The sequence below is a fragment of the Colwellia sp. MB3u-55 genome, from assembly GCF_014076785.1.
In the GTDB taxonomy this organism is placed as follows: domain Bacteria; phylum Pseudomonadota; class Gammaproteobacteria; order Enterobacterales; family Alteromonadaceae; genus Colwellia_A.
In genome coordinates, this window is sequence record NZ_JACGUS010000122.1 from 434,254 (window position 1) to 457,299 (window position 23,046).

The following is a 23,046-nucleotide window of genomic DNA, read 5'->3' on the forward strand; positions in this document are numbered from 1 at the left end:
ATTCATATAAAAGCAATTTATAGCAAAAAACTCTAAACTCAACTACTTTTCGTTAAGATAACGAAAACTCAGTTTCGCGCAAATATTGTACTTGTCAGGTGCTTGATCGGATAAGAAGAACAATTCGTCGTACAATACTATTTACTTGGATAAAATTGCGTTACTTTATTAGCTGTTTATAACCGTAGGAATTTAATAAAATATGAATTTTTCTTTGTGTAAGTTTCTGGTCGTGCCCGCTATTCTTGTTTCACTTAGCGCTTGTCAACTCACCATGAATAGCAAAAACTCGCCACAGACCACCGCTAACGAAAAATTTGATAGTACGGTTAAAGCCCTATTAGATCATCGTGCCAGTAAAGGTATTTATCAAAAAAGTGCAGTACTAAACGAAGAAAGCTATTGGCCTGATTTATCACCAGAAATGTTGGAAAAAAAATACCAACAACGTATCACTATCGCGGCAGCATTTGAAGAGATAAATCAAACGTCACTGACAGACGATAATAAAATTAATTATGCAATTATTAAAGCCCAACTTGATAATAGTATTGCTGAGTATTATTTTAAAGCTCATTACATGCCATTCAATGCTGAATCAGGCTTTCACTCTAATTTAAGTTTTTTCATCAACAATACAGCATTTAATAAAGAAAAAGATATCGACTTCTATTTGAATAAATTATCGGCGCTTCCCCTATATTTTGATCAAAACATTTATTGGATGCAGCAGGGATTATCGACAGGGATCACTCAACCTCAAGCGGTATTAATCGGCTATGAACAGTCAATACTTGCCTTTATTCCTGAATATGCTGAAAATTCTGAATTTCTTAAGCCTTTTAGCACAGCGTCAAATTTAATTGCACCTGACTTGCTTTCTGATAAAAAAAGCCAGCTTATTTCGCTATTAAAAACTAAAGTTATTCCTGCTTATCAGCACTACTATCAATTCTTTACCAAAGAGTATTTTCCAAATGCCCGTAAAACTATTGGCGTTTCGGCGACAGCTAACGGTAATGAATTTTATCGCAATAGAGTTAAACACTACACCACAACAGATATGACACCTGAGAAAATTCATACCTTAGGTTTGAGTGAAGTAAAACGTATTCGTCAAGAAATGGCTGAGATCATTGTAAAAACTGGTTTTAAAGGGACTTTTTCTGAGTTCACCGATTTCTTACGAACTGATGAACAGTTTTATGCAAAAACGCCGTTAGCGTTACTTAAAGAAGCTGCGTATATTGCCAAACAAATGGATGCTAAATTACCCGCACTCTTTAAGCATTTACCACGCACACCTTATGGTGTTGCACCAGTACCAGACAGCATCGCACCTAAGTATACTACTGGACGCTACATTCGGGCGCAAAATGATACTCAGCCTGGTTATTATTGGGTTAATACCTACGCGTTAGACAAACGTCCCCTTTATGTATTACCCGCTTTAACCTTACATGAGGGTGTCCCTGGGCATCATCTGCAAATATCATTGAATGGCGAATTAGATAACCTACCTTCATACCGAAGAAATGCCTATATTTCAGCTTTTGGTGAAGGTTGGGGCTTGTATGCTGAATGGTTAGGTATTGAAGCCGGCATATACCAAGACCACTACAGTAATTTTGGTCGCCTGACCTATGAAATGTGGCGGGCAGCCCGTCTTGTTGTTGATACCGGCATGCATGTTATGGACTGGTCAAGAGCGCGTGCCATAAACTTTATGACCAATAACACCGCACTATCATCACACAATGTAAAAACAGAAATTGATCGTTATATATCATGGCCTGGACAAGCGTTATCTTACAAAATTGGTGAGATAACCATCAGAAATCTACGTAAAAAAACAGCAGCTGAATTGGGACAAAATTTTGATGTGCGCGAATTTCATCATCAAATTTTGAAAAATGGTTCCGTACCTCTAAACGTACTTGAAGACCAAATTAACGCCTATATTGCCACAACGTTACTAACAATCGCAGCAGAAGATAAGAAAAAAAGCATCGCAAGTGAGTAGACACTCATAGCCATATGAAGTGACACGGGGTTAGTTGATTTAACTCCGTGCCGTTAATGAGCATGAATTATCTAGCTCGTTCGACAAACCGGACAATCGTCCTGTTTATTTAGGGTAAATTGTTGCCATTGATTTGATAAACCATCAAAGAGATTTAACTGATTAATATGTATGGTGTTGCCTGTTAATAATTTAATGGCCTGTAACGATTGCATACCGGCTATAATCGCTAATACAGGACCGACAATACCAAGGGTTTGACAATTTTGGGTCGGCGCTTTTTCACTCGCAGGAAATAAGCACTGATAGCAAGCACTTGCTGGATTTCGAGGATCAATGACTAATTGCTGACCGTCAAACCCCGTAGCCGCCCCAACGATTAATGGTGTTTTTTGCTCAACACAGATTTTATTTAATAAATAACGTGTGGTGATATTGTCTGTGCAATCAAGGACCACATCGACCTGTTCAATGTAATAGTTTGCTAATTCTTCATCAAGCATCTCATCAACGACTTCGATAGTAATGTCACTGTTATGCTGTTGCAATTTCTCAGCACCAACATCAGCTTTATTATTACCGATATCATTTTCAGTGAATAATATCTGTCGCTGTAAATTGGTCATCTCAACCTTATCACCGTCGGCAATAAATAAAGTTCCTACTCCGGCGGCCGCTAAATATAAACTGACCGGATTACCTAGCCCACCGACACCAACGATTAGTACTTTGGCTTCACGCAGGGCTAACTGCCCTTGCTCACCTATTTTATTGATCATAATTTGACGGCTGTAACGTAGTTGTTCGTATTGAGATAACATCAGCTAAATAGTTCCTAAAAAAAGTTAACGCAGTGAACGTACTGCATTCGCTTTGAATTGAATAAATATACTTTGACCCGGCATTAACGATAAGCGCTTAGCCGACCAAGTAGTAATGGTGACAAAAAAGGGTTGTGCTGAGCAATTAACCGTTATTAGCATTTGAGCATTAGCGCCATCAGACGATATGATATGACTAATTGCTGTTATTTCGCCATGTAAGTGATTAACAATAGAGCTTTCAATAGGTTCATGTAAAGTAATGCTAATATCACTAGCGGCAATAATGCAGCGCACTTTTTTCTTTTTGTCTGATGGACTGTCACAAGCAATAAATATTTGTTGCTCGCCTAAACGTAAACTTGTTAAGCCGTATTCGGGTAAATGCTCTTTCACCATCAATGATAAGCTGGTTTGATGCAATATTTCGTTATTGGTGGTTAGTTGATGAATAACGTGGTGAATATCACCATGATGAATCACTTTTCCTAAAGAAATAACTAGTAGCTTATCGGCCAGTTGTTGAAGCTCATCTAAAGAATGGCTGACATATAACATCGGTAAATTAAGCTTTCTCTTGACCCTGTCGAGTAAAGCTAACAAGATAATTTTATTTTTATCGTCAAGTGCACTCAATGGCTCATCAAGTAATAATAATCTTGGCTCAGCCAATATGGCGCGCGCTAATGCAACACGCTGTTGCTCGCCCCCAGAGAGTTGAGTAACCGCTTTATAGAGCAAGCTTTCAAGCTGGGTGAGTTCAACTATTTCTGCAAAACTTAACCGACAATTTTTATGTCGCTTTTGCCCAAAACGTAGGTTTTCTTCGACATTTAAATGAGGAAACAAGCGACTATTTTGAAAAACTAAACCTATGCGACGTTGATGTGGTGCAATAAACGTTTTTGCCTCGCTATTAAATAAGTATTCATCATCAAGTAATACCTTGCCATGTGCTTGTTGTTCTAATCCGGCGATCACTTTTAATAAGGTTGATTTTCCAGAGCCAGAATGACCAAAAATCCCTGTGATACCCGTTAAAGATATTTTTTCATCAATTGTTAATGAAAAATCATCATGCTCAACGGTGAAATTTAGTGCTAGCTCAGCCATTAATTAAACCTCTTTGATTTAACTCGTTTATTTTTAGCAGGCCTATTCAGTAAATAAATTAAAGATAATAGAACAAGCGATGAGATAACTAAACTTATTGAAATAAGGTGTGCTTGTGCATAATCGAACGCTTCAACATGATCGAACAAGGCAATTGACAGCACACGGGTTTCACCTGGAATATTACCACCAATCATTAAGACCACACCAAATTCACCAACCGTATGAGCAAAGCCTAAACTGGCTGCGGTAATAAAACTGGCTTTAGTCATTGGCATAACAACCGTAAAAAATCGATCGAAAGCGCTAGCACCAAGCATAGCTGCTGCTTCTAATAAGTCATCGCCCAATTGCTCAAATGCCTTTTGTAATGGTTGCACAACAAAGGGTAAAGAGTATAAAACAGAGCCAATAACAATAGCAGAAAAGCTAAACGCTAGTTGTTGACCGGTTGCCTGTTGCCAAATTTGTCCTGGAAGGTATTGCGGAGAAAACAACAATAATAAATAAAATCCCAGTACTGTCGGTGGTAGTACTAAAGGTAAAGCCACTAATGCTTCAATAAAAACTTTCGATCGGCTTTGCATTTTAGCGAGATACCAAGCGAGTGGCGTGCCAATTAACATTAAAATAACCGTGGTTAAGCCCGCCATTTTTAATGTGGTGATCAGCGCCAGCATATCTGGGTGGGTATTACTCATTGGCATTCATCTCATTCGACAATGCATAACCTGATTCAGTGATAAACTGTTGAGCTTGCTTACTCATCAACAAGGTAACAAAACGTTCGGCTTGGGCTATTTTTTTACTGTGCTTTAAAATCACTAATTGCTGTTTTATTGGTTGATGTAAATGTGAGGGGATCAATACTCCCTTAAAATTATTGAGCACTAATTGACTATTACTGACAATGCCTAAGTTTACGGCTTGCGAACGTGTTTGCTGAAACGTTTGGCCAATATTAATTCCTTGAATTAATCGGTCTTTATAATCATCCCAACGTTGTAAATTTTCTAATACTTGCTTAGCAGCCTTACCGTAGGGCGCAATCCTGGGGTTAGCAATGGCAAGACGATGTTTATTATTATTAAGGGCTACCAAGAGGTCGCTGTCAATATTACCCTTTGCAGACCAGAGAGCTAGCTGCCCAAAAGCATAGGTTTGCAGACTTCCACTCACCGCTAAGCCGCTTGTTGATAATAATTGTGGTCGTTCACTGTCAGCAGATAAAAACACATCAAAAGTAGCGCCATGTTCAATTTGTAGAAATAAAGTACCACTGGATGCCGCGATAAGAATTGGTGATAAAAATTGTTTTTGATTTGAATTAAAGCGAGCCAGTAACTGTTTTAATGTCGGTGCAAAATTCGAAGCAACGGCAATGCGCAAGGGTGCTTCATTCTCACTTGCCGTGTATTTAGCCGCAACTAAAGTTATCGGTAACATAAGTAGCGCTATCAATAAAAAACGAGTAGATATACTCGCCAGCATTAATGCCAAAGCTATTTACTCCACGCCTGTGCTTTTTCTTTATCACTGGCCTTCGCTGCTAACCAGGTTTCACCAAGTTCAGTGAGTTCTTTTTTCCAAAATGGCGCGGCCACTTTTAAAAAATCCATAATAAATTCATTAGCAGCAAATGCATCTTGACGATGTTTACTAGTCACACCAACAAAAACAATTTGTTCACCTATGGCTAACTGGCCGATTCGGTGAATAACTTTTACACGGCCAATATCCCAGCGTTTTTTTGCCGTATCAATGATTTCAGCTAATAGCTTTTCAGTCATATCAGGGTAGTGCTCAAGGAATAATCCTTTAACTTTCAAACCCAAGTTATTATTGCGCACTCGACCGCTGAAGGTAACAACGGCACCATCTTCAACATTATCATTCTCTAACAGATTAACTTCAACACCGTGATCAAAGTCTTCGGTTTGAATACTGATCTCTGGGTACTTATTATTGAGACTCGCCATATTAACTATTTTATCCTCCGGTGACGGGTGGAAAGAAAGCCACTTCGTCTCCTGCTTTCACCAAAAAATCATTATTAACCATTTGATGATTAACCGCACAAAGTAATGAATTGTTGGTGAGGTAATATTGCCAATCATTATTTTTTTCACCTAACGCCACTTTAACTTCAGCGACGGTAGTGGCAAGGTCAGCACTTATTTCAGTACCCGCAGAGCCGAGCTGTTCTCGCAACGCGGCAAAAAATATTACTTTGATCATAGCTTATCCTTTATTCTTTGAATCTTCTAAAGCTTGCTCTGCTTTTGCTTGCCAAGAGCCTGATTTACCCCCCTCCTTAGTCATTACACGAATACCGTGAATTTCCATTAAAGGGTCAGCGGCTTTACACATATCAAATAATGTTAAACACGCAACAGCAACCGCTGTTAGGGCTTCCATTTCGACACCCGTTTGTCCGGTTAGTTTACATAAACTTGTCACATGCACTTGGCTACGTTCTTCATCGATGGTGAAATCAACATTTACTTTAGTTAACATCAACGGATGACAAAGAGGAATTAAATCACTGCATTTTTTTGCCGCTTGAATACCGGCAATGCGAGCAACAGAAAATACATCACCCTTTTTATTATCACCTTGGGTAATTAACGACAAGGTATGTACCGACATTTGGATATAACCTTCGGCCGTCGCAGACCTTGACGTCAGCGCTTTATCGGTGACATCAACCATATTTGCTTCACCACGTTTATTGACATGGCTTAAGGCGCTAACATGGTTATTATTTGCTAAAGTAGTCATTAGTCGCGCGTCTCACAAACTTCTGCCATTTTTAAATGAGGTACAAAATTACAAGGGCGATGGCTCGCATCAAGTTGCTCTCTAATAAGTTTATCCCAAGCAGTACGACAAGCATTAGTTGAGCCTGGTACACATAAAATAACAGTACTGTTAGCAATGCCGCCAAACGCTCGTGACTGAATTGTCGACGTGCCAATTTCATCAAGCGAAATAGCCCGAAAAACTTCACCAAAACCTTCGACATTTTTATCAAATAAAGGCATTAAGGCTTCAGGAGTATTATCACGAGCAGTAAAACCGGTGCCGCCGGTCGAAATTATCGCTTGGACATTATCATCGGCAATCCATTTTGAAACAATGGCGCGTAGTTGATAAACATCATCTTTAACAATCACTTTATCGGCAAGTTTATGACCCGCTTCAGTTAAGCGTTCAACAAGTACTTGCCCTGAAGTGTCATTTGATTCATCACGGGTATCAGAAACAGTTAATACCGCAATTGATAAGGGAATAAAAGCGTTACCGCTATGTAAAGAGCTCATGATTTTTCCTAAATTTTATTAGTTTCTGTCAATTGTTAAATAAAAAACGCAAAAAATCACACAGAAAAGCGTTGCTGCGCTTGTTGCCATTCTTGCGGTGTATTGGTATTAAATAAACACTGTGGTGACTTCACAGCTAAAACTTGATGTGGCACTTGTGCAAACATCGAACGAATAGACGGACCATTTTTCTTAGGGTTGTTTTTTTCGCTTAACGCACCTTTATTACCTTGCAAATAATGGAGAAAATGCGAGGTAAAAAATTGCTCAACAAAAGCATTGTTAGGTAAATAAAGTGGTAAAAAATGATTAGAATAAAAACAGGCTTTTTGAGCTAATTCACCTTTTATTTTTAACTGCGAAAGTGTTTCCTTGGTCATTAAAGGTAAATCAACCGGTAATATCAATAATGATTTAGGTTGGTATTTTTTAATAACACTGTAAATACCCCCCATAGGGCCAAGTTCTGCAAATTGATCAGTAACATAATTTTCGCTGTTAACATTAATCCCATCAGTACTTCCACTGACAACAATGTTATTTATACCAATATTTTTCAGTAGGTCCTTACTGAAACTGAGCATATTTTCTTTGCCATTTACTGCAATCTTATTACGCATTAACAAAGCTTTATTGCTGCCCATACGAGAAGACTTTCCACCCGCTAGCACTACGCCTAAACATCCTTGATTAAACAAAGCTGCATTCATCTTAGCCACCCAACATCGCAAGGTTTTTGGTGGCACCGGTGAGTTTATCTTGCAGAAAATGAGTGGCTTTTTTATCGGTCATCATCGCGCGAATCTGTGCTTTCAATGGCTCAATATCATCTTGCTGTAAATACTCTTTTAACGGTAAACCTTCTTCGGTAAATAAGCATAAATGTAATTTACCTAATGAACTTATCCGCAAACGATTACAAGTACTACAAAAGTCTTTACTGTACGGCATAATTAAACCGATTTTACCTTGATAATCAGGATGATAAAACTCTTGTGCTGGGCCTGCTGCTTTATCGTTAACTACATGTAACCAACCATCTAATATTAGATTTTGCTTAATACGTGCACCCTGTACATGTTGTGCATCAAAAAATTCTTGGTTATCACCGGTTTGCATTAATTCAATAAAGCGTAATGTCACCGGAGTCACTTTCAGCCAATCAAGAAAAGTTTTAATGTCGTGACCGTTGTATTCGCGCATTAATACGGTATTAATTTTAATTGTTGCACGACCATCTGCCAACGCCATATCTATGCCTTTTAAAATATGGGGTAACTTATTGTGGCCGGTGATTGAATGGAACATGCGCGGGTCAAGACTATCAATACTAATATTAATCGCGTCAATTCCGGCATCTAACCAGCCTTGCAGATGTTCAGGTAATTTATAACCATTAGTGGTTATCGCGACTTTTTTAATACCAGGCGTTTGCTTACAAGCAGCAATAATTTCAGGTAAGTCTTTTCGCAGTGAAGGTTCGCCACCGGTTATACGGATTTTCTCTGTACCCATTTGAGCAAAAGCGTTGGCAACACGCTTAATTTCGTCAAAGGATAGAAAATCACGATCATGGTCACATGAATAACCATCAGGTAAGCAATAGGTGCAACGGAAGTTGCAAACGTCAGTAATAGAGAGGCGCAAGTAATAAAACTTGCGACCGAAGTTGTCTGTTAACATCTCACCTTTCCAAATGTAGGGAGGCTAACAAGTTTCCTCGTTAACCCTGGTGGTTATAGCAAAATTACTATTAACCACGGCTTAAATAGCATTCTAAAAAAAGATTTAGCTAGAAAAGCTCGGCGAATAATTCATTTAATGAATACAAGTATAGTAAACTATTTCACTATTAAAATACGGCTAGACGATAAGTAATTTTGATATGCATCAAAAAGTCATCACTTTACACGTATTATTGATAAGTAAATTTACGTCATAATAACGTATTCCTATGCTGTTAAATAAATTGTAATAGGCGCGTATGGGAATAACACGCAGGCGGTGCTAATTTGCCGTGTAAAAATAAATATAATAGAAGAGTTACTTATGGTTGATTGTTATTCTGCTCCCGGATTATTACCTTTCGAACAAGCGATGGAAAAAATGTTATCGGCGATTACGCCGATCGATACAACTGAGACAATTTCTTTGGCATTAGGTTTAAATCGTGTGCTAGCTCGCAACATTTCGAGCCCATTAAATGTTCCTCCTCATCATAATTCAGCCATGGACGGTTATGCCTTTAAATTGGCAAGTTTACAAACGACTGATACATTAACTATGATTGGCCGGTCAATGGCTGGCGCGCCTTTTCAAGGTGAATGTAAAATCGGTGAATGTATTCGTATAATGACAGGTGCAAAATTACCAAGTTGTTGTGATACCGTCGAAATGCAAGAGAACTGCCAAGTAAAAGATACCGGTATTACATTCCTAGAAAGCCGAGAATTTAACGATAACATTCGCTTTACCGGTGAAGATATCGCAATAAACCAAGCCGTTTTTAGCCAAGGTAAAAAGCTCTCGGCGATAGATATTGGTGTACTGGCATCTTTAGGTGTGCCAACAGTAGAAGTCTATCGTAAAATTACTGTTGCTGTATTAGCAACCGGCGATGAATTAAAATCTCCGGGCGAAGTCCTTAATGACGGTGATATTTATGAAAGTAATAGCCATGCGTTAATTGCGATTTTGACTAAGCTGAATGTTACTGTTATTAATTTTGGTATTATCGTTGACGATGAACAAGCAATACGCACTGCATTTGAACAAGCCGATCAACAAGCCGATGTTGTTATTTCTTCAGGAGGTGTTTCTGTAGGTGACGCCGATTATACTAAGTTGGTACTTGAACAATTAGGCGAAATTGGTTTTTGGAAAATAGCCATGAAACCCGGTAAGCCTTTTGCTTTTGGAAAATTACCTAATAGTTACTTTTTTGGCTTACCCGGCAACCCTGTTTCAGCCTTGGTCACCGCACATCAATTGGCTGTGCCCGCATTATTAAAATTACAGCATGCCCAAGCTAAAAAGTTACCACTATTAAAAGTAAAAACAGCCACCCAATTAAATAAACGCGCCGGACGCATGGACTTTCAACGGGCGATATTGTCAACCAATCACCAAGGCGAGATGATAGTTACCAGTACAGGTAGTCAAGGCTCAGGGATTTTAACCAGCATGTCGATGGCCAACTGCTATATTGTTCTACCGGCAAACCAAGGCAACGTTCCCGCTAATGAAATTGTTAACGTGCAACTATTTGATGATGTTATTCAATAGCATTATTTATTTTTAGCTTGTTATGAATACACAATATGACGATTAAAATATATTGCCTGCCCGGTACCATGTGCGATCAACGTCTGTGGCAGGCTTGTATGGCTTACTTACCTGAAAATGTGGAGCTTATCCACATTGCCATCCCCGTGAAAAATAGTATTGATAAAATAGTCACTGCGCTTGAACAAAAATTCCCACCAGGAAAAATAAATTTAGCCGGTTTTTCTTTAGGGGGATATATCGCGTCAGCTTTTGCGCTGAAGTATCCTAATAAAATTAACAAACTACTGCTTATTTCTAATATGTCTTATTTGTTGCCACCCGCTGCATTAAAAGAGCGCAGCCGAACGATTGCTTATGTAAAGTTGCATGGTTACTCAGGCATCACCAGCAAACGTATAACTGCCTTGCTGCATCCAAGCAAACACAATAATCAAGACATCATTAACTGTATTCGAGCAATGGATATTGAGTTGGGTAAGGAGACACTTATCCATCAATTAACAGTGACCACCCAACGCGAAAATTTATTAGTAAAACTTCCTACGCTTGCCGTCCCCATTCAGTTCTTAATTGGTGATAATGACTCGCTGGTTACGTTAACGCGCATTGCCGCTATTTTAACGCAATCGACGCTGATTTCTTCAATAACACTTGCCGACACCGGCCATATGTTACCCCTTGAACAACCAGAAAAGTGTGCTGGCAATATGATTCGTTTTTTTATCGAGTAATAAGCATTTAAACAAGGTAAAATGACCTATCATATTTATGCCAAGGAATTCCCGTTGAGCCAGCTTAGTTTTTCCACCTTACAACTCAAACCTGAGTTAATTCAAAATTTAGAGTCTATGGGTTATCAACAGATGACCGACATTCAAGCCCAAAGCTTGCCAACTATTATTGCCGGTGGTGACGTTATTGCCCAAGGTAAAACAGGCTCAGGGAAAACCGCTGCTTTTGGCCTAGGTGTTTTAGAAAAACTAGACGTAAAACGTTTTCGTATTCAAACACTGATCCTTTGTCCTACACGTGAATTAGCCGACCAAGTAGCGAAAGAAATTCGTAAATTAGCCCGAGCCATCCATAACATAAAAATATTGACCCTTTGTGGCGGTATGCCTTTTGGCCCGCAAGTTGGTTCTTTAGAGCATGGTGCTCATATCATTGTTGGCACGCCAGGAAGAATTGAAGATCATTTAGGTAAAGGCACATTAAAGTTAGACGATGTGAATATGCTAGTGCTTGATGAAGCCGACCGCATGCTAGAGATGGGCTTTCAAGCCTCCGTTGATTTTATTATTAGCCAAATTCCTCAACAACGACAGACCTTATTATTTAGTGCGACTTATCCTGCAGAAATTGCCGATATTGCTAAAAAAATAATGCTATCACCAACCAAGGTAACCGTTGAGGGAAATCACGAAGAAAGCACCATATCACAGCATTTTTATAAGGTAGAGAATGACAGCGAGCGTATCGACGGTATCCGTTTATTGTTGTTACAGCATCAACCCGAATCAAGTATCGTTTTTTGTAACACCAAAAAAGACGTACAAATTGTTGTCAATGAACTACGTAATTACGGTTTTAATGTTCAAGATTTACATGGCGATTTAGAGCAAAGAGATCGTACCGAAGTATTAGTTCGCTTTGCCAATAAGAGTATTTCAATTTTAGTCGCCACCGATGTTGCCGCGCGTGGTTTAGACATTGATGCGCTAGATGCCGTATTTAATTATCATATCGCTCGTGATAGCGAAATTCATGTACACCGTATTGGCCGCACAGGTCGAGCGGGTAGCACAGGTATTGCTTGTTCTTTTTTCAGTGAAAAAGAAAGCTACAAAATAGGTTTATTAGAAGATTACCTTGACCGAACTATCGAAGGCGAATTACTGCCAGACGCTAGTGTATTAAACGCCTCGGTGTATTCTCCGAAAATGGCAACAATACAAATAGATGGTGGTAAAAAACAAAAAGTACGTGCGGGCGATATCCTTGGCGCTCTAACTGGTGATAAAACCATTTCAGCTAGCGAAGTGGGGAAAATTCAATTATCAGATAACTGGGCTTATGTAGCTGTAAGCCGAAAGTTTGCCAAGCAGGCCTTTAAAAAACTCAGTGACGGCAAGTTAAAAGGTCGTAAATTTAGAGTGCGATTACTATAGTTACTTTCGGTTAAAACAGTATTTATCAATAACGAGGTTTTATAAAATGATTGTATTTTAATACAAACCTCGTATGATACTGTTGTTTTGTACAGTTAATTTTGATTGTATAAGCGGTTTTAAATCGTATATGATAAAACCATCAAGCGTAATATTGATCCTATAAGGGAAAAAAAATGGCAGTTGAAAGTCGATTTGTCGTCATTAGACAAGGTGTGGAGGTAGAAACATTCATGGATAAAAAAGCAGCAGACGAGTATGACAAAATGCTTGATATGGCTGACAGCTTAGCCGAAATGTTTGAAGCCAGCAGCTTTAATATTGATGAAAAAGTGCGTGAAGAACTCTGTATTTATCTAGCTAAGAATCGTGAAGATGTGCTTGTTGCTTTGCAAGCTAAGAAAGCTAAGCCAGAAACTGCTGCTAAAAAAAACGTTACCGCGTCAGTTGAAACAGTAAATAGCACTGACTCGTCGCCAGAAATTGAAGCAAAAGTAAAAGCGCCGCGCAATGCTAAAGCGAGCACAAATAAATAAAGTGCGATGTACGGGTTTGAATTTACCTTTACTTAGCACTAGATAATATTGAATTATGTTGTTATATCAGCTCATTCGTAGTGTTAAAAGAAAAACGGTTGGCTTACAAGTTAAGCACGGAAAAATTATAATCCGTGCGCCAAAATATGTTTCTGAAGATGATATAGCGAACATTGTTAAATCAAAAAGTCTTTGGCTGCACAGAAAAATTGCCGAGCAAAACGCACAACCTGCCAGTCAAAATAATCATTATCAAAAAGATAGCCAATTGCTTGTTAATGGCGAACTTAAAACACTGGATATTCATTATGGTCTATTTCCAGAAATAACGCTTCATCAAGATACCATCATAGCGACTCTCGCTAGTAAATTAAAAATCAAAATAGCTGATGATATAAAAAACCAAGATAAATATGTAAAGCAACAACTTGAAGCTTGGTTAAAGCAGCAAACTTATGCTTATATTGATGAAAACTTATCTCATTACGCGGAAAAAATTGGTGTTTTACCCAAATTGTTTAAAGTAAGATTGTACAAGTCTAGATGGGGCAGCTGTAATAGTCGAAGTGAACTTAGTTTCAGTTCTTTATTAGCCATGACGCCTAAATGGATTATCGATTATGTAATAGTTCACGAGCTTTGTCATCTTAGGTATATGAATCACTCAACTAAGTTTTGGCAATTAGTTGCGCTTAACTACCCTAACTACGGTTCAGCTAAAGCGTGGTTAAAATCCCACCAAAACCAATTACAATGGCCGACTATTTAATGGTCATAATATCCTCGTAGGGGATAAATGAGCGAACAAATAAACCTTTTTATAAACAAAATATAATCAATTCAGTATTAGCCTAATAAAATTCTCAACAATTTCTCCAACTTACATTATATTGTGGCACGAATATCGCTTATTATTTGAATACTAATTTAAATTCACAGGATATAACAATTTATTAGCCATTGTTATAATCAATAGATGAAGAGATAAATGATGAAATTCAAAACATATAGCTGGAAAGCTATTGCGATTTATACCCTTTCGACAATAATGTCTATAGTGTTAATTAACCTAATAATCACCTTCTAAACAGGTAAAAGATAAAAGTATCACGGGAAGATTATCACTCATTTTTGGCCGTATTATTTTTAGTTTGTTGTTATATTGTGCAATTATTAGAGAGATAGTTATTAAAAGCATAAAAAATCAGCATTTTTGTACTTTATTAATTAACAGTACCGCTTATTTAAGGTAGATTAACGCTATATAATAAAAAAAATAAAGGATTACCGATTACATGAGCTTTTCAGTTCTTGTTTGTGATGACTCTAATATGGCCCGTAAACAAGTTTTACGTAGCTTACCAGAGCAACTATCAGCTAATGCACAATTAGCAAAAAATGGTCAAGAAGCTGTTGAACTTTTACGCAGTCAAGTATTTGACATTCTATTTCTTGACCTTACCATGCCTGTTCTAGATGGCTTAGGTGTACTCCAAACCCTAAAAGATGAAAACATTACACCGGCAATTTTTGTTATATCAGCTGATATACAACCAGAAATGCAAAGTAAAGTCCTTGAACTCGGTGCCAAAGCTTTTTTACGTAAACCTGTTGAATTAGAAGTCCTTAACACTAACCTAAGAAATCATGGTTTTTTATGAGCGATCTCAACTTAAATGAAGATCAGCAAGATTGTTTACAAGAAATAATTAATGTTGCTATGGGTCAAGCAAGTGATCAACTTGCCCGATACTTAAATACCTTTGTTTATTTAAAAGTACCTAGTATTGAACAAGTCAGTACGCTAAGCCTGCTTAACTCGTTAAACAGTGATGAAAATTCTGCTGCGGTAGTAAGTCAAGGCTTCTTTGGTTACGAAGGCATTCGCGGTGAAGCACTGCTTATGTACAAGCCAAAAGATTCTGATCGACTTGCAGATTTACTGGGCTATGAGCCTGATGAATTATCTGTTGAAGAACAAATTATTGACTTAAGCTCTATTTTAACCACCACCTTCTTAAATGTTTTTGCTAAACAAATAGATAATCAAATGTCTTACAGTGCGCCGCGTTTATTAGCGGGTTCACAAAGTGCAATATCCGATCATCTTGCCCAACAATCATTTAACTGGGATTTAGCTTTAAAAGTTAAAATAACTTATCAAGTTACTGATTATTCATTTAATTGCGATATGGTTTTGTTTATTCCTGAGTCAGCAATTATCAATATAAAAACAGTTATTGACAGAATTTTGGAAGAGTTCTAAATGCTTGCTGATGATATTTGTCCTGATATTGCCAACAAATTAAATACCGGTATTCTCATCATAGATAGTCAATACAATATCGTATTTTGGAATCGGTATTTACAAATTCATGCGAACAAAAAGCCTGAAAATGTTATCGGACAAGATATTTTTATTGTCTTTCCCGAGCTGCCAGAAAAGTGGTTCAAAAGAAAAATTGAAAGTGTCTTTCAACTAAAAACCCAGTCTTTTTGCTCATGGGAACAAAGACATCACCTATTTGAATTGCCTCATACCCGCCCTATGACGACAGACAGTCACTTTATGGCACAAAACTGTACCTTTTTGCCGCTTGAAAATAAAGAGGCTAACGAGCACGTTTGTATTCTTATAGAAGATGTTACCGATGTATGCCATTACCAAAGTAAGCTAAACAAAACACTTGAAGAGCTTGCACAGGCCAATCGTATCGATGGCTTAACACAAGTCTTTAACCGAAAGCATTGGGAAGAGTGTCTCGAAAAAGAATTTTCGCGTGCACGTCGTTATCAGCATGGTTTAGCACTTATTATGTTCGATTTAGATCATTTCAAATTACTTAATGATACCTACGGACATTTAGGTGGTGACATAGTATTAATAGAAACCGCTAAAGTGATCAGTGAACTACTGCGCTTAGGTGACTTATTTGGTCGCTATGGCGGTGAAGAGTTTGCGATTATTCTACCTAATACCGATATTATTGGCGCTTTAGATGTTGCTGAGCGGATCCGTGTTGCGATTAGCAAAAATATCATTAACTTTCAAGAAATCGAAATAAATGTTACCGCCAGTGTTGGTGTCGCAGTCATCACCGAAGCAGACACTCGTTATGAAGACCTAATATCCCACACAGACCTTGCCTTATATGACGCTAAGGCTTCTGGAAGAAATATAGTTTGCACTGCAAAAAATATTATTTCAGCCTAAAAAACTGAATATATTCGCTTTATTATCCAAATAAACCCTCTTAATGCTTATTTATGAATAAAATATAACTTTTTATTCATAAATAACTATTGACAGTAAAACACTGCTCAGGCATTTTAGAACCATGAAAACATTTGTCCGTCGTATTACCATTATTATTATCACTACCACCCTCAATGGGATGGTTGTCATCGGCTGACGTGTAAAAAACACATAAATAAAAGCCCGTGACCCCTTAGGTTCCGGGCTTTTTTTTGTTTTAAGGTTTTAATCATTGCAAGTTCTTTGGCTCGCAAAGAATTTACAATAAAAAGGAAGTAAAATGCGTGTATTAAAGTTTGGAGGTTCATCTCTAGGTTCAGCAGAACGTTTTGTGCAAGTTGCCAAAATTATAACTGACAAAAGTAACGATTCTGCCGTTGCTGTCGTTGTTTCCGCCCCACAGGGCGTAACCAACCATTTAGTGGCTATGGCGGAGAATATTAGTGATGAAATAAAATTACAGAATGATTTAGAACACTTCAGAAAAGCCATTATAACTATTATTGATGATCTTGGTGCCAGCTTACCAAAATTCAGCCCATTACATGCAGAGCAAGTCCTTGCAAACTGGGAGCATAAGCTTTCACGTTATCTACAAGGCGCGACTATGTTGTCTTATTGCCCGGATCATATCCGCGCTATAATTATCAGCATAGGTGAGCGTTTAAGTGTTGCCTTGCTCGAATCAGTGTTGAACGCACAAAATATTAAAACGTCTGTTATTGAACCAGAAAATTTTTTAATCACCAACGAAGCGTCTCTTAATGCAGTCGCTGATTTAGTCTTATCAAAAGAAAACTTCGAAAACCATTACAACGATCTCAATAAAGTTGCCTTAATGCCGGGTTTCATCGGGGTTAACAAACAAGGGCAAGTAACGACACTTGGCCGCAATGGTTCGGATTACTCTGCCGCCGTTCTCGCGGTTTGTGCTCAAGCTGAATGTTGTGAAATATGGACGGATGTTGATGGTGTTTTTAACGCAGATCCTCGCCTAATAAAAGAAGCAAAGTTACTTGATTACTTGTCATATCAAGAAGCGATGGAACTTTCATATTTTGGTGCTAGCGTACTACACCCAAAAACGATTGGCCCCATTGCCCAATTTCATATTCCTTGTTTGATTAAAAATACCGGTAATCCTTCTGCGCCAGGAACCTTAATATCTAACGAGGATGATCAAACTAAAAAAGTTAAAGCAATATCTAATCTTGATGATTTAACTATGGTCAATGTCTCAGGACCGGGTATGAAAGGTATGGTTGGCATGGCCAGTCGTGTATTTGCCACTATGAGTCAAGAAAAAATTTCTTTAGTCTTAATTAGTCAGTCTTCCAGCGAATACTGTATCAGTTTTTGTATTCACACCAGTGATGCTGAATTAGCCGAACTAAGCTTACAACAAGAGTTCGAGCTAGAGTTACTCAATGGTTTACTTGAACCATTGAAGTTACAACATGAATTATCAATTATTTCTCTGGTTGGTGACGGTATGCATCATCAACAAGGGGTTGCTGCTAAGTTTTTCAGTTCATTAGCCCAAGCGCGTGTCAATGTAATCGCTATTGCCCAAGATTCGTCAGAGCGTAGTATTTCTGTTGTGGTAGAAAAACGTAAATGTACTGATGCAATGAAAGTCAGTCATCAAAATTTCTTCACTCACAAACCCACTATTGATGTATTTCTTGTTGGCTGCGGCGTTGTTGGTAGTGAGCTTCTTGCGCAAATTGCTCGTCAACAACCTAAGCTTAAAAAGCAAAATATTTCCTTAAAGGTTTACGGCATTGCTAACAGTAAAGGTATGCTCTTTAATACTGAAGGGATTGATTTAGATAACTGGCAAGCAGAAATGAAAAGTGACGCAGTTCCAGTAAATGTTGAAAACATCAAGGCTTTTGTCCGCGAGAATCACCTGATTAATCCGGTGTTAGTCGACTCAACGTCTAGTGAGTCTTTAGCAATGAGCTATGTAGAGTACCTTGAAGAGGGTTTTAATATTGTAACGCCAAATAAAAAAGCCAATACTGACTCTTGGCAATACTATCAAGCTTTGCGCAGTGCCGCACAGAAGTCTAACCGTCGCTTCTTATATGAAACAACGGTTGGTGCTGGCTTACCCGTAATTGATACCTTACAAAGCTTGCTAAAAGCGGGTGATGAATTAGTACGTTTTGAAGGTATATTGTCTGGTTCACTTTCTTATATGTTTGGAAAACTAGAAGAAGGTATGACCGTTTCTCAAGCTACCGCTATCGCCAAAGAAAATGGCTTTACCGAGCCTGACCCTCGTGACGATTTAAGCGGTATGGACGTAGCGCGTAAATTGTTAATCATGGCGCGTGAAGCAGGAATTCCGCTTGAGTTATCTGATATTTCTATAGAATCTGTGTTACCTGCAAATTTTGATGCAAGTGGTGATGTCAGTGAATTTATGAAGAACTTAGCGAAAATAGATAATGAATTTTCTCAACGAGTAAAAGTGGCAAAAGCTGAAGGTAAAGTTTTACGTTATATTGGCAATATAGTTGATGGAAAATGTAAAGTTGCCATTGAAGCTGTTGCCAATGATCATCCACTTTATAGTGTTAAAGATGGTGAGAATGCGTTGGCAATACATAGCCGTTATTACCAACCCTTACCGTTTGTATTACGGGGTTATGGCGCAGGTGCTGCGGTTACCGCCGCCGGTGTGTTTGGTGATCTATTAAGAACATTAGCATGGGAGCAGCAGCACTAATGGCTATATCTGTTTTTGCTCCCGCATCAATAGGCAACCTAAACGTTGGCTTTGATGTTTTAGGTCTAGCGGTTAAACCCATTGATGGTACTTTATTAGGTGATGTAGTTACCATAGAGTCAGCCTCTGAGAATAAGCTGATTGTGATTGGTGAATTTGCCAATAAGCTACCCGGTAAGGCAACAGACAATATTGTTTGGCATTGTCTAGAGCTATACAACCTAGCACTTGAAAAATCGCAACAAGCGGTTCATAAAGTACAACTGACACTAGATAAAAAGATGCCAGTTGGCAGTGGTTTAGGCTCAAGTGCTTGCTCTGTAGTTGCAGCACTGGTCGCACTTAATGAATTTTATCAGCAATATTTTGATGAAAAAACGCTGTTATTTATGATGGGTGAAATGGAGGCAAAAATAAGTGGTAGTTTGCACTACGACAATGTCGCGCCATGTTATTTAGGTGGTTTGCAATTAATGGTGCCAGACAAGCACGTTATTAGCCGAAGTTTGCCACAATTTGATCATTGCTACTACGTAATGGCTTACCCTGGTATTAATGTCTCAACGAAAGCTGCGCGCGATGTCTTACCCAAACAATACAGTCGAGCTGATGCCATTACCTTCGGTCAAAATTTAGCAACTTTTGTTGATGCTTGCCACCGTAATGATAAACAACAAGCATTTTCAGTGCTCAAAGATGTACTTGCAGAGCCTTATCGTCAGCACTTGTTGCCAAAATTTATCGAAGCCAAAGACTATTTAAGCGCTCAAGGTCATTTAGCTGTAGGGATTTCAGGATCAGGACCTACCTTATTTTGTGTCTGTGATTCGCTTGAAAAAGCCCAAGATAGCGCGCTTTGGTTACAAAAAAATTATTTACAAACAGACTCAGGTTTTGTTCATGTCTGTCAGGTTGACTTAACGGGTGCTGAGAGATTGCCCGCTTAATCACTTTATTAAAAATACCAAATTTATTAGGAATATGTTGTGAAATTTTATAATTTAAAAGAAAACGATGAACAAGTCAGTTTTTCTGGTGCGGTTAAGCAAGGACTAGGAAAAAATCAGGGACTATTTTTTCCTGAAACAATCCCAGTGTTAGATAATATCGATGACTTACTTGCTATGCCTTTAGTTGAAAGAAGTGTACATGTCATCTACCCATTTGTAGAAGGTGATTTAACTAAAGCGCAATTAACTGAGATTGTGACCAGTGCTTTTAACTTTCCAGCACAAATTCAACCCATCAATAAAGACAGAGCCATATTAGAGCTTTTTCATGGTCCAACACTCGCCTTTAAAGATTTTGGCGCGCGTTTTATGGCTAAATGTTTGCAAGTTTTTAGCAAAGATAAAAAAATCACCATATTAACGGCGACTTCAGGTGACACAGGCGCAGCGGTTGCTCATGCTTTTCATAACATTGAAAATATTCGTGTGGTGATCTTATATCCAAAAGGAAAAATTAGCCTGCTACAAGAAAAAATGTTTACGACCTTAGGCGGCAATATTGAAACACTCGCTATCGACGGGAGTTTTGATGATTGTCAGGCGTTAGTTAAAAAGTCATTCGATGATAGAGAGCTCGCCACTACTATAGGTTTAAATTCTGCTAACTCAATAAATATCAGCCGCTTATTAGCTCAGGTATGTTATTACTTTGAAGGGTTTGCACAGTTATCTCGTCAAAAGTGTAAAAGCGAATTAAACGATGTTGTGGTATCTATTCCCAGTGGTAACTTTGGTAACTTAACTGCTGGTTTATTTGCTAAAGCACTCGGTTTACCGATAAAAAGATTTATTGCGGCAACAAATGCCAACGATACTGTGCCTCGTTACTTAAAAACAGGTGAGTGGACGCCTAATGCTACTGTAGCGACCATTTCCAATGCGATGGATGTTAGCGATCCAAACAACTGGCCTCGTGTTGAACATATGCTAAAGTCTGGCATAGTTCCCAGCGATTGTATTAGCTCTGTTTCAATTGATGAAGAACAAACACAGTCAACTGTTTTACAGTTAGCCAAGTTGGGTTACATCAGTGAACCACATGCAGCCATTGCCTATAAAGCGTTACAGTACAATGCAAATGAAGGTGAATTTGGTGTATTTTTAGGGACCGCACACCCAGCAAAATTCAAAGAGGTGGTTGAAAGTATTTTAGGACAACCAATCGGTTTACCAAAAGAGCTTGCTGACTGCGCCAGCGAAACCATTTTATCAAAAGATATGGCTGCTAACTTTAGCGACTTACGTGATTATTTATTATTAAACGATCACTGATTTTGTTCAGTTAAAAACACGTTTATAATGGTCGTTAATTTAGATTAACGGCCATTTTTATACCTCATGATAAATCAAAATATTAAGCCACAATGGCAACAACTTATTAATCAAGAACAATCCAAGCCATATTTCATCGAACTAAGCCAAGTAATTTCTCAACAACGAGCAAAGGGCGACGTTATCTTTCCTGCGCAAAACGATATTTTTAATGCTTTTTGTTATCAAAATATTAGAGACACTAAAGTAGTTATTTTAGGACAAGACCCCTATCACGGTGAAAATCAAGCTCACGGACTCGCTTTTTCTGTGCAACCCGGCATTAAAGTCCCACCTTCTTTAGTCAATATTTATAAAGAGCTTGTTAATGAGTTTACTGACTTTATTAAGCCAAGCCATGGTTGCTTAACGCAGTGGGCAGAGCAAGGGGTGTTATTACTGAATACAGTTTTAACCGTCAAACAAGCACAGGCTCATTCTCATGCTAAGTTAGGTTGGGAAACATTTACTGATGAAGTAATAAAGCACATTAATCAAGAAAGTAGCGGTTGTGTATTCTTACTTTGGGGAGCTCATGCACAAAAGAAAGGAAAAGATATTAATACCGAAAAGCATTCTGTATTAAAGGGGCCACATCCTTCACCTTTATCGGCATATCGCGGTTTTTTTGGCTGTCAGCATTTCTCAAAAACCAACCAATGGTTACTATCAAAAAATATGACTCCGATAAACTGGCAGTTACCGGAACAAGTCTAAGCTTAACTAAAAAAGATACAGCCCTTGGTAAACATCAACAAAGGGCTCTTTTTTATTAAAAATATGATGTTAACTTATAGTTTGAATAGTCCTAGGTTTTTATCTGTTAACGCATCACGCCAACCCCCTAGCCATTCTGATTTTGCATCAGTATTTTGATAAGGACATTTTTCTTTTGTTTTTCCGGTGAGGCCTGCTTTATAACCATTGGAATGTGCTCTGCCTAGACGATCTCTTTTCTTTGTTTGCATCGATAACTCTCCATCATTGTCTTGGTGATATTTATTAATACTTGTCGAATAAAACAGCAGTCGACAATTCAGTTAAGATTAAGGAGAAGGCTAAATCAAGGTACATTACGATAGAAAAACGTTCAAAAGTTAATGAACCAGAGCTGAAAAATCTTGATTATAAGATTATATAAATAAAACAATTTGTTACCAACAAGCGTTATTACCTATGATTATTAAAAGTTATTTTTATATAAGAAATTATTTTAATGTTGTGGGATACCTAAGCGACTCGAGCGTAACAGCGGTTCTAACATGCCTTCAAGACCATTAAGTTTTATTTCATAAATTAATTCAAGTTGCTGTCCTAGCTTACCTTCAGGAAAACCTTTTGATTTAAACCAAACTAAGTAAGGCTCTGGCAATTTTAGTAGGGGTCTACCTGCATATTTTCCAAAAGGCATTATTTGATTTACAGCGTCGAGCAAAGCTTGTTGATCTGAAAACATAGTT

General features: G+C 38.1%; 25 protein-coding genes and 1 riboswitch. Of the genes, 13 read left to right on the top strand and 12 right to left on the bottom strand.

The annotated features are described in order from the left end of the window. Positions 1-202: 202 nt before the first annotated feature. Complete coding sequence (locus tag H4J66_RS18110; protein ID WP_182176317.1) at positions 203-2,023, top strand: DUF885 family protein; 1,821 nt, start codon at positions 203-205, stop codon at positions 2,021-2,023. Positions 2,024-2,094: 71 nt separating this feature from the next. Here H4J66_RS18110 and H4J66_RS18115 read toward each other — a convergent pair whose 3' ends face one another. From H4J66_RS18115 to moaA, 10 genes are all read right to left on the bottom strand, one after another. Then, positions 2,095-2,844, bottom strand: coding sequence for a HesA/MoeB/ThiF family protein (locus H4J66_RS18115; protein ID WP_182176318.1), 750 nt, complete (start codon positions 2,842-2,844; stop codon positions 2,095-2,097). 24 nt (positions 2,845-2,868) lie between these two features. Beyond that, complete coding sequence (modC, locus tag H4J66_RS18120) at positions 2,869-3,957, bottom strand: molybdenum ABC transporter ATP-binding protein (RefSeq protein ID WP_182176319.1); 1,089 nt, start codon at positions 3,955-3,957, stop codon at positions 2,869-2,871. Then, positions 3,957-4,658 carry a molybdate ABC transporter permease subunit gene (gene modB / locus H4J66_RS18125; RefSeq protein ID WP_070374821.1) on the bottom strand — a complete coding sequence of 234 codons (702 nt, stop codon included), beginning with the start codon at positions 4,656-4,658 and terminating at the stop codon, positions 3,957-3,959. Before modB ends, modC begins: the two co-directional genes overlap by 1 nt. Next, on the bottom strand, positions 4,651-5,448 hold the full coding sequence (gene modA, locus H4J66_RS18130) for a molybdate ABC transporter substrate-binding protein (protein ID WP_259369187.1): 798 nt from the start codon (positions 5,446-5,448) through the stop codon (positions 4,651-4,653). The genes modB and modA overlap by 8 nt, the downstream gene beginning before the upstream one ends. Before the next feature lie 11 nt (positions 5,449-5,459). After that, positions 5,460-5,936 (bottom strand): molybdopterin synthase catalytic subunit MoaE, encoded by a 477-nt coding sequence (moaE, locus tag H4J66_RS18135; RefSeq protein WP_070374822.1) that lies wholly within the window; start codon positions 5,934-5,936, stop codon positions 5,460-5,462. Between the two features lie 10 nt (positions 5,937-5,946). Further along, positions 5,947-6,195, bottom strand: a complete 249-nt coding sequence (gene moaD / locus H4J66_RS18140) for a molybdopterin converting factor subunit 1 (protein ID WP_182176321.1) — start codon at positions 6,193-6,195, stop codon at positions 5,947-5,949. Between the two features lie 3 nt (positions 6,196-6,198). Next, positions 6,199-6,738, bottom strand: coding sequence for a cyclic pyranopterin monophosphate synthase MoaC (gene moaC / locus H4J66_RS18145; protein WP_182176322.1), 540 nt, complete (start codon positions 6,736-6,738; stop codon positions 6,199-6,201). Beyond that, positions 6,738-7,280 (bottom strand): molybdenum cofactor biosynthesis protein B, encoded by a 543-nt coding sequence (moaB, locus tag H4J66_RS18150; protein WP_182176323.1) that lies wholly within the window; start codon positions 7,278-7,280, stop codon positions 6,738-6,740. The genes moaC and moaB overlap by 1 nt, the downstream gene beginning before the upstream one ends. A 56-nt stretch (positions 7,281-7,336) precedes the next feature. After that, a complete protein-coding gene (locus H4J66_RS18155; protein WP_182176324.1) occupies positions 7,337-7,990 on the bottom strand; it encodes a molybdenum cofactor guanylyltransferase in 654 nt (217 codons plus the stop codon). A gap of 1 nt (position 7,991) precedes the next feature. Further along, the gene (gene moaA / locus H4J66_RS18160; protein WP_182176325.1) at positions 7,992-8,963 is read right to left on the bottom strand and encodes a GTP 3',8-cyclase MoaA; all 972 of its coding nucleotides are present in this window, start codon (positions 8,961-8,963) and stop codon (positions 7,992-7,994) included. Beyond that, positions 8,950-9,100, bottom strand: a riboswitch (molybdenum cofactor riboswitch). It overlaps the preceding gene by 14 nt. A gap of 229 nt (positions 9,101-9,329) precedes the next feature. Here moaA and moeA point away from each other — a divergent pair. From moeA to ung, 12 genes are all read left to right on the top strand, one after another. After that, the gene (moeA, locus tag H4J66_RS18165) at positions 9,330-10,565 is read left to right on the top strand and encodes a molybdopterin molybdotransferase MoeA (protein WP_182176326.1); all 1,236 of its coding nucleotides are present in this window, start codon (positions 9,330-9,332) and stop codon (positions 10,563-10,565) included. Positions 10,566-10,600: 35 nt separating this feature from the next. Further along, positions 10,601-11,299 (top strand): alpha/beta fold hydrolase, encoded by a 699-nt coding sequence (locus tag H4J66_RS18170; RefSeq protein ID WP_182176327.1) that lies wholly within the window; start codon positions 10,601-10,603, stop codon positions 11,297-11,299. Between the two features lie 21 nt (positions 11,300-11,320). After that, positions 11,321-12,736, top strand: coding sequence for an ATP-dependent RNA helicase DbpA (gene dbpA, locus H4J66_RS18175; RefSeq protein ID WP_182176328.1), 1,416 nt, complete (start codon positions 11,321-11,323; stop codon positions 12,734-12,736). Positions 12,737-12,912: 176 nt separating this feature from the next. Next, positions 12,913-13,272, top strand: a complete 360-nt coding sequence (locus H4J66_RS18180; protein ID WP_182176329.1) for a YebG family protein — start codon at positions 12,913-12,915, stop codon at positions 13,270-13,272. Positions 13,273-13,327: 55 nt separating this feature from the next. Beyond that, the gene (locus tag H4J66_RS18185) at positions 13,328-14,041 is read left to right on the top strand and encodes a M48 family metallopeptidase (RefSeq protein WP_182176330.1); all 714 of its coding nucleotides are present in this window, start codon (positions 13,328-13,330) and stop codon (positions 14,039-14,041) included. 526 nt (positions 14,042-14,567) lie between these two features. Next, entirely contained in the window at positions 14,568-14,933 is a 366-nt protein-coding gene (locus H4J66_RS18190; protein WP_070374832.1) for a response regulator, read from the top strand. Then, entirely contained in the window at positions 14,930-15,538 is a 609-nt protein-coding gene (locus tag H4J66_RS18195) for a chemotaxis protein (protein WP_070374833.1), read from the top strand. The genes H4J66_RS18190 and H4J66_RS18195 overlap by 4 nt, the downstream gene beginning before the upstream one ends. Continuing rightward, positions 15,539-16,486: a sensor domain-containing diguanylate cyclase gene (locus H4J66_RS18200; protein WP_182176331.1), complete on the top strand. Its 948-nt coding sequence runs from the start codon at positions 15,539-15,541 to the stop codon at positions 16,484-16,486. 322 nt (positions 16,487-16,808) lie between these two features. Beyond that, a complete protein-coding gene (gene thrA / locus H4J66_RS18205) occupies positions 16,809-19,265 on the top strand; it encodes a bifunctional aspartate kinase/homoserine dehydrogenase I (RefSeq protein ID WP_182176332.1) in 2,457 nt (818 codons plus the stop codon). Next, on the top strand, positions 19,247-20,212 hold the full coding sequence (thrB, locus tag H4J66_RS18210; protein WP_259369174.1) for a homoserine kinase: 966 nt from the start codon (positions 19,247-19,249) through the stop codon (positions 20,210-20,212). Before thrA ends, thrB begins: the two co-directional genes overlap by 19 nt. 39 nt (positions 20,213-20,251) lie before the next feature. Continuing rightward, positions 20,252-21,547: a threonine synthase gene (thrC, locus tag H4J66_RS18215; RefSeq protein ID WP_182176333.1), complete on the top strand. Its 1,296-nt coding sequence runs from the start codon at positions 20,252-20,254 to the stop codon at positions 21,545-21,547. 66 nt (positions 21,548-21,613) lie between these two features. Further along, the gene (gene ung, locus H4J66_RS18220) at positions 21,614-22,303 is read left to right on the top strand and encodes a uracil-DNA glycosylase (protein WP_182176334.1); all 690 of its coding nucleotides are present in this window, start codon (positions 21,614-21,616) and stop codon (positions 22,301-22,303) included. Positions 22,304-22,377: 74 nt separating this feature from the next. Here the strand turns inward: ung and rmf are convergent, their stop codons facing one another. Together rmf and H4J66_RS18230 are read right to left on the bottom strand one after the other, a co-directional pair. Next, on the bottom strand, positions 22,378-22,554 hold the full coding sequence (gene rmf, locus H4J66_RS18225; protein ID WP_070374838.1) for a ribosome modulation factor: 177 nt from the start codon (positions 22,552-22,554) through the stop codon (positions 22,378-22,380). Positions 22,555-22,799: 245 nt separating this feature from the next. Further along, positions 22,800-23,042: a DUF3820 family protein gene (locus H4J66_RS18230; RefSeq protein WP_070374839.1), complete on the bottom strand. Its 243-nt coding sequence runs from the start codon at positions 23,040-23,042 to the stop codon at positions 22,800-22,802. Between the last annotated feature and the right edge of the window lie 4 nt (positions 23,043-23,046).

Bases quoted from the DNA above. Each gene is read 5' to 3' on its own strand.
- rmf (WP_070374838.1), bottom strand. From the start codon at position 22,554: ATGCAAACAAAGAAAAGAGATCGTCTAGGCAGAGCACATTCCAATGGT.
- H4J66_RS18200 (WP_182176331.1), top strand. From the start codon at position 15,539: ATGCTTGCTGATGATATTTGTCCTGATATTGCCAACAAATTAAATACC.
- thrB (WP_259369174.1), top strand. From the start codon at position 19,247: ATGGGAGCAGCAGCACTAATGGCTATATCTGTTTTTGCTCCCGCATCA.
- moeA (WP_182176326.1), top strand. From the start codon at position 9,330: ATGGTTGATTGTTATTCTGCTCCCGGATTATTACCTTTCGAACAAGCG.
- dbpA (WP_182176328.1), top strand. From the start codon at position 11,321: ATGACCTATCATATTTATGCCAAGGAATTCCCGTTGAGCCAGCTTAGT.
- modC (WP_182176319.1), bottom strand. From the start codon at position 3,957: ATGGCTGAGCTAGCACTAAATTTCACCGTTGAGCATGATGATTTTTCA.
- H4J66_RS18195 (WP_070374833.1), top strand. From the start codon at position 14,930: ATGAGCGATCTCAACTTAAATGAAGATCAGCAAGATTGTTTACAAGAA.
- moaA (WP_182176325.1), bottom strand. From the start codon at position 8,963: ATGTTAACAGACAACTTCGGTCGCAAGTTTTATTACTTGCGCCTCTCT.
- H4J66_RS18185 (WP_182176330.1), top strand. From the start codon at position 13,328: ATGTTGTTATATCAGCTCATTCGTAGTGTTAAAAGAAAAACGGTTGGC.
- H4J66_RS18115 (WP_182176318.1), bottom strand. From the start codon at position 2,844: ATGTTATCTCAATACGAACAACTACGTTACAGCCGTCAAATTATGATC.
- modB (WP_070374821.1), bottom strand. From the start codon at position 4,658: ATGAGTAATACCCACCCAGATATGCTGGCGCTGATCACCACATTAAAA.
- H4J66_RS18190 (WP_070374832.1), top strand. From the start codon at position 14,568: ATGAGCTTTTCAGTTCTTGTTTGTGATGACTCTAATATGGCCCGTAAA.
- H4J66_RS18170 (WP_182176327.1), top strand. From the start codon at position 10,601: ATGACGATTAAAATATATTGCCTGCCCGGTACCATGTGCGATCAACGT.
- moaB (WP_182176323.1), bottom strand. From the start codon at position 7,280: ATGAGCTCTTTACATAGCGGTAACGCTTTTATTCCCTTATCAATTGCG.
- moaD (WP_182176321.1), bottom strand. From the start codon at position 6,195: ATGATCAAAGTAATATTTTTTGCCGCGTTGCGAGAACAGCTCGGCTCT.
- modA (WP_259369187.1), bottom strand. From the start codon at position 5,448: ATGCTGGCGAGTATATCTACTCGTTTTTTATTGATAGCGCTACTTATG.
- H4J66_RS18110 (WP_182176317.1), top strand. From the start codon at position 203: ATGAATTTTTCTTTGTGTAAGTTTCTGGTCGTGCCCGCTATTCTTGTT.
- H4J66_RS18155 (WP_182176324.1), bottom strand. From the start codon at position 7,990: ATGAATGCAGCTTTGTTTAATCAAGGATGTTTAGGCGTAGTGCTAGCG.
- H4J66_RS18230 (WP_070374839.1), bottom strand. From the start codon at position 23,042: ATGTTTTCAGATCAACAAGCTTTGCTCGACGCTGTAAATCAAATAATG.
- thrA (WP_182176332.1), top strand. From the start codon at position 16,809: ATGCGTGTATTAAAGTTTGGAGGTTCATCTCTAGGTTCAGCAGAACGT.
- moaC (WP_182176322.1), bottom strand. From the start codon at position 6,738: ATGACTACTTTAGCAAATAATAACCATGTTAGCGCCTTAAGCCATGTC.
- ung (WP_182176334.1), top strand. From the start codon at position 21,614: ATGATAAATCAAAATATTAAGCCACAATGGCAACAACTTATTAATCAA.
- H4J66_RS18180 (WP_182176329.1), top strand. From the start codon at position 12,913: ATGGCAGTTGAAAGTCGATTTGTCGTCATTAGACAAGGTGTGGAGGTA.
- moaE (WP_070374822.1), bottom strand. From the start codon at position 5,936: ATGGCGAGTCTCAATAATAAGTACCCAGAGATCAGTATTCAAACCGAA.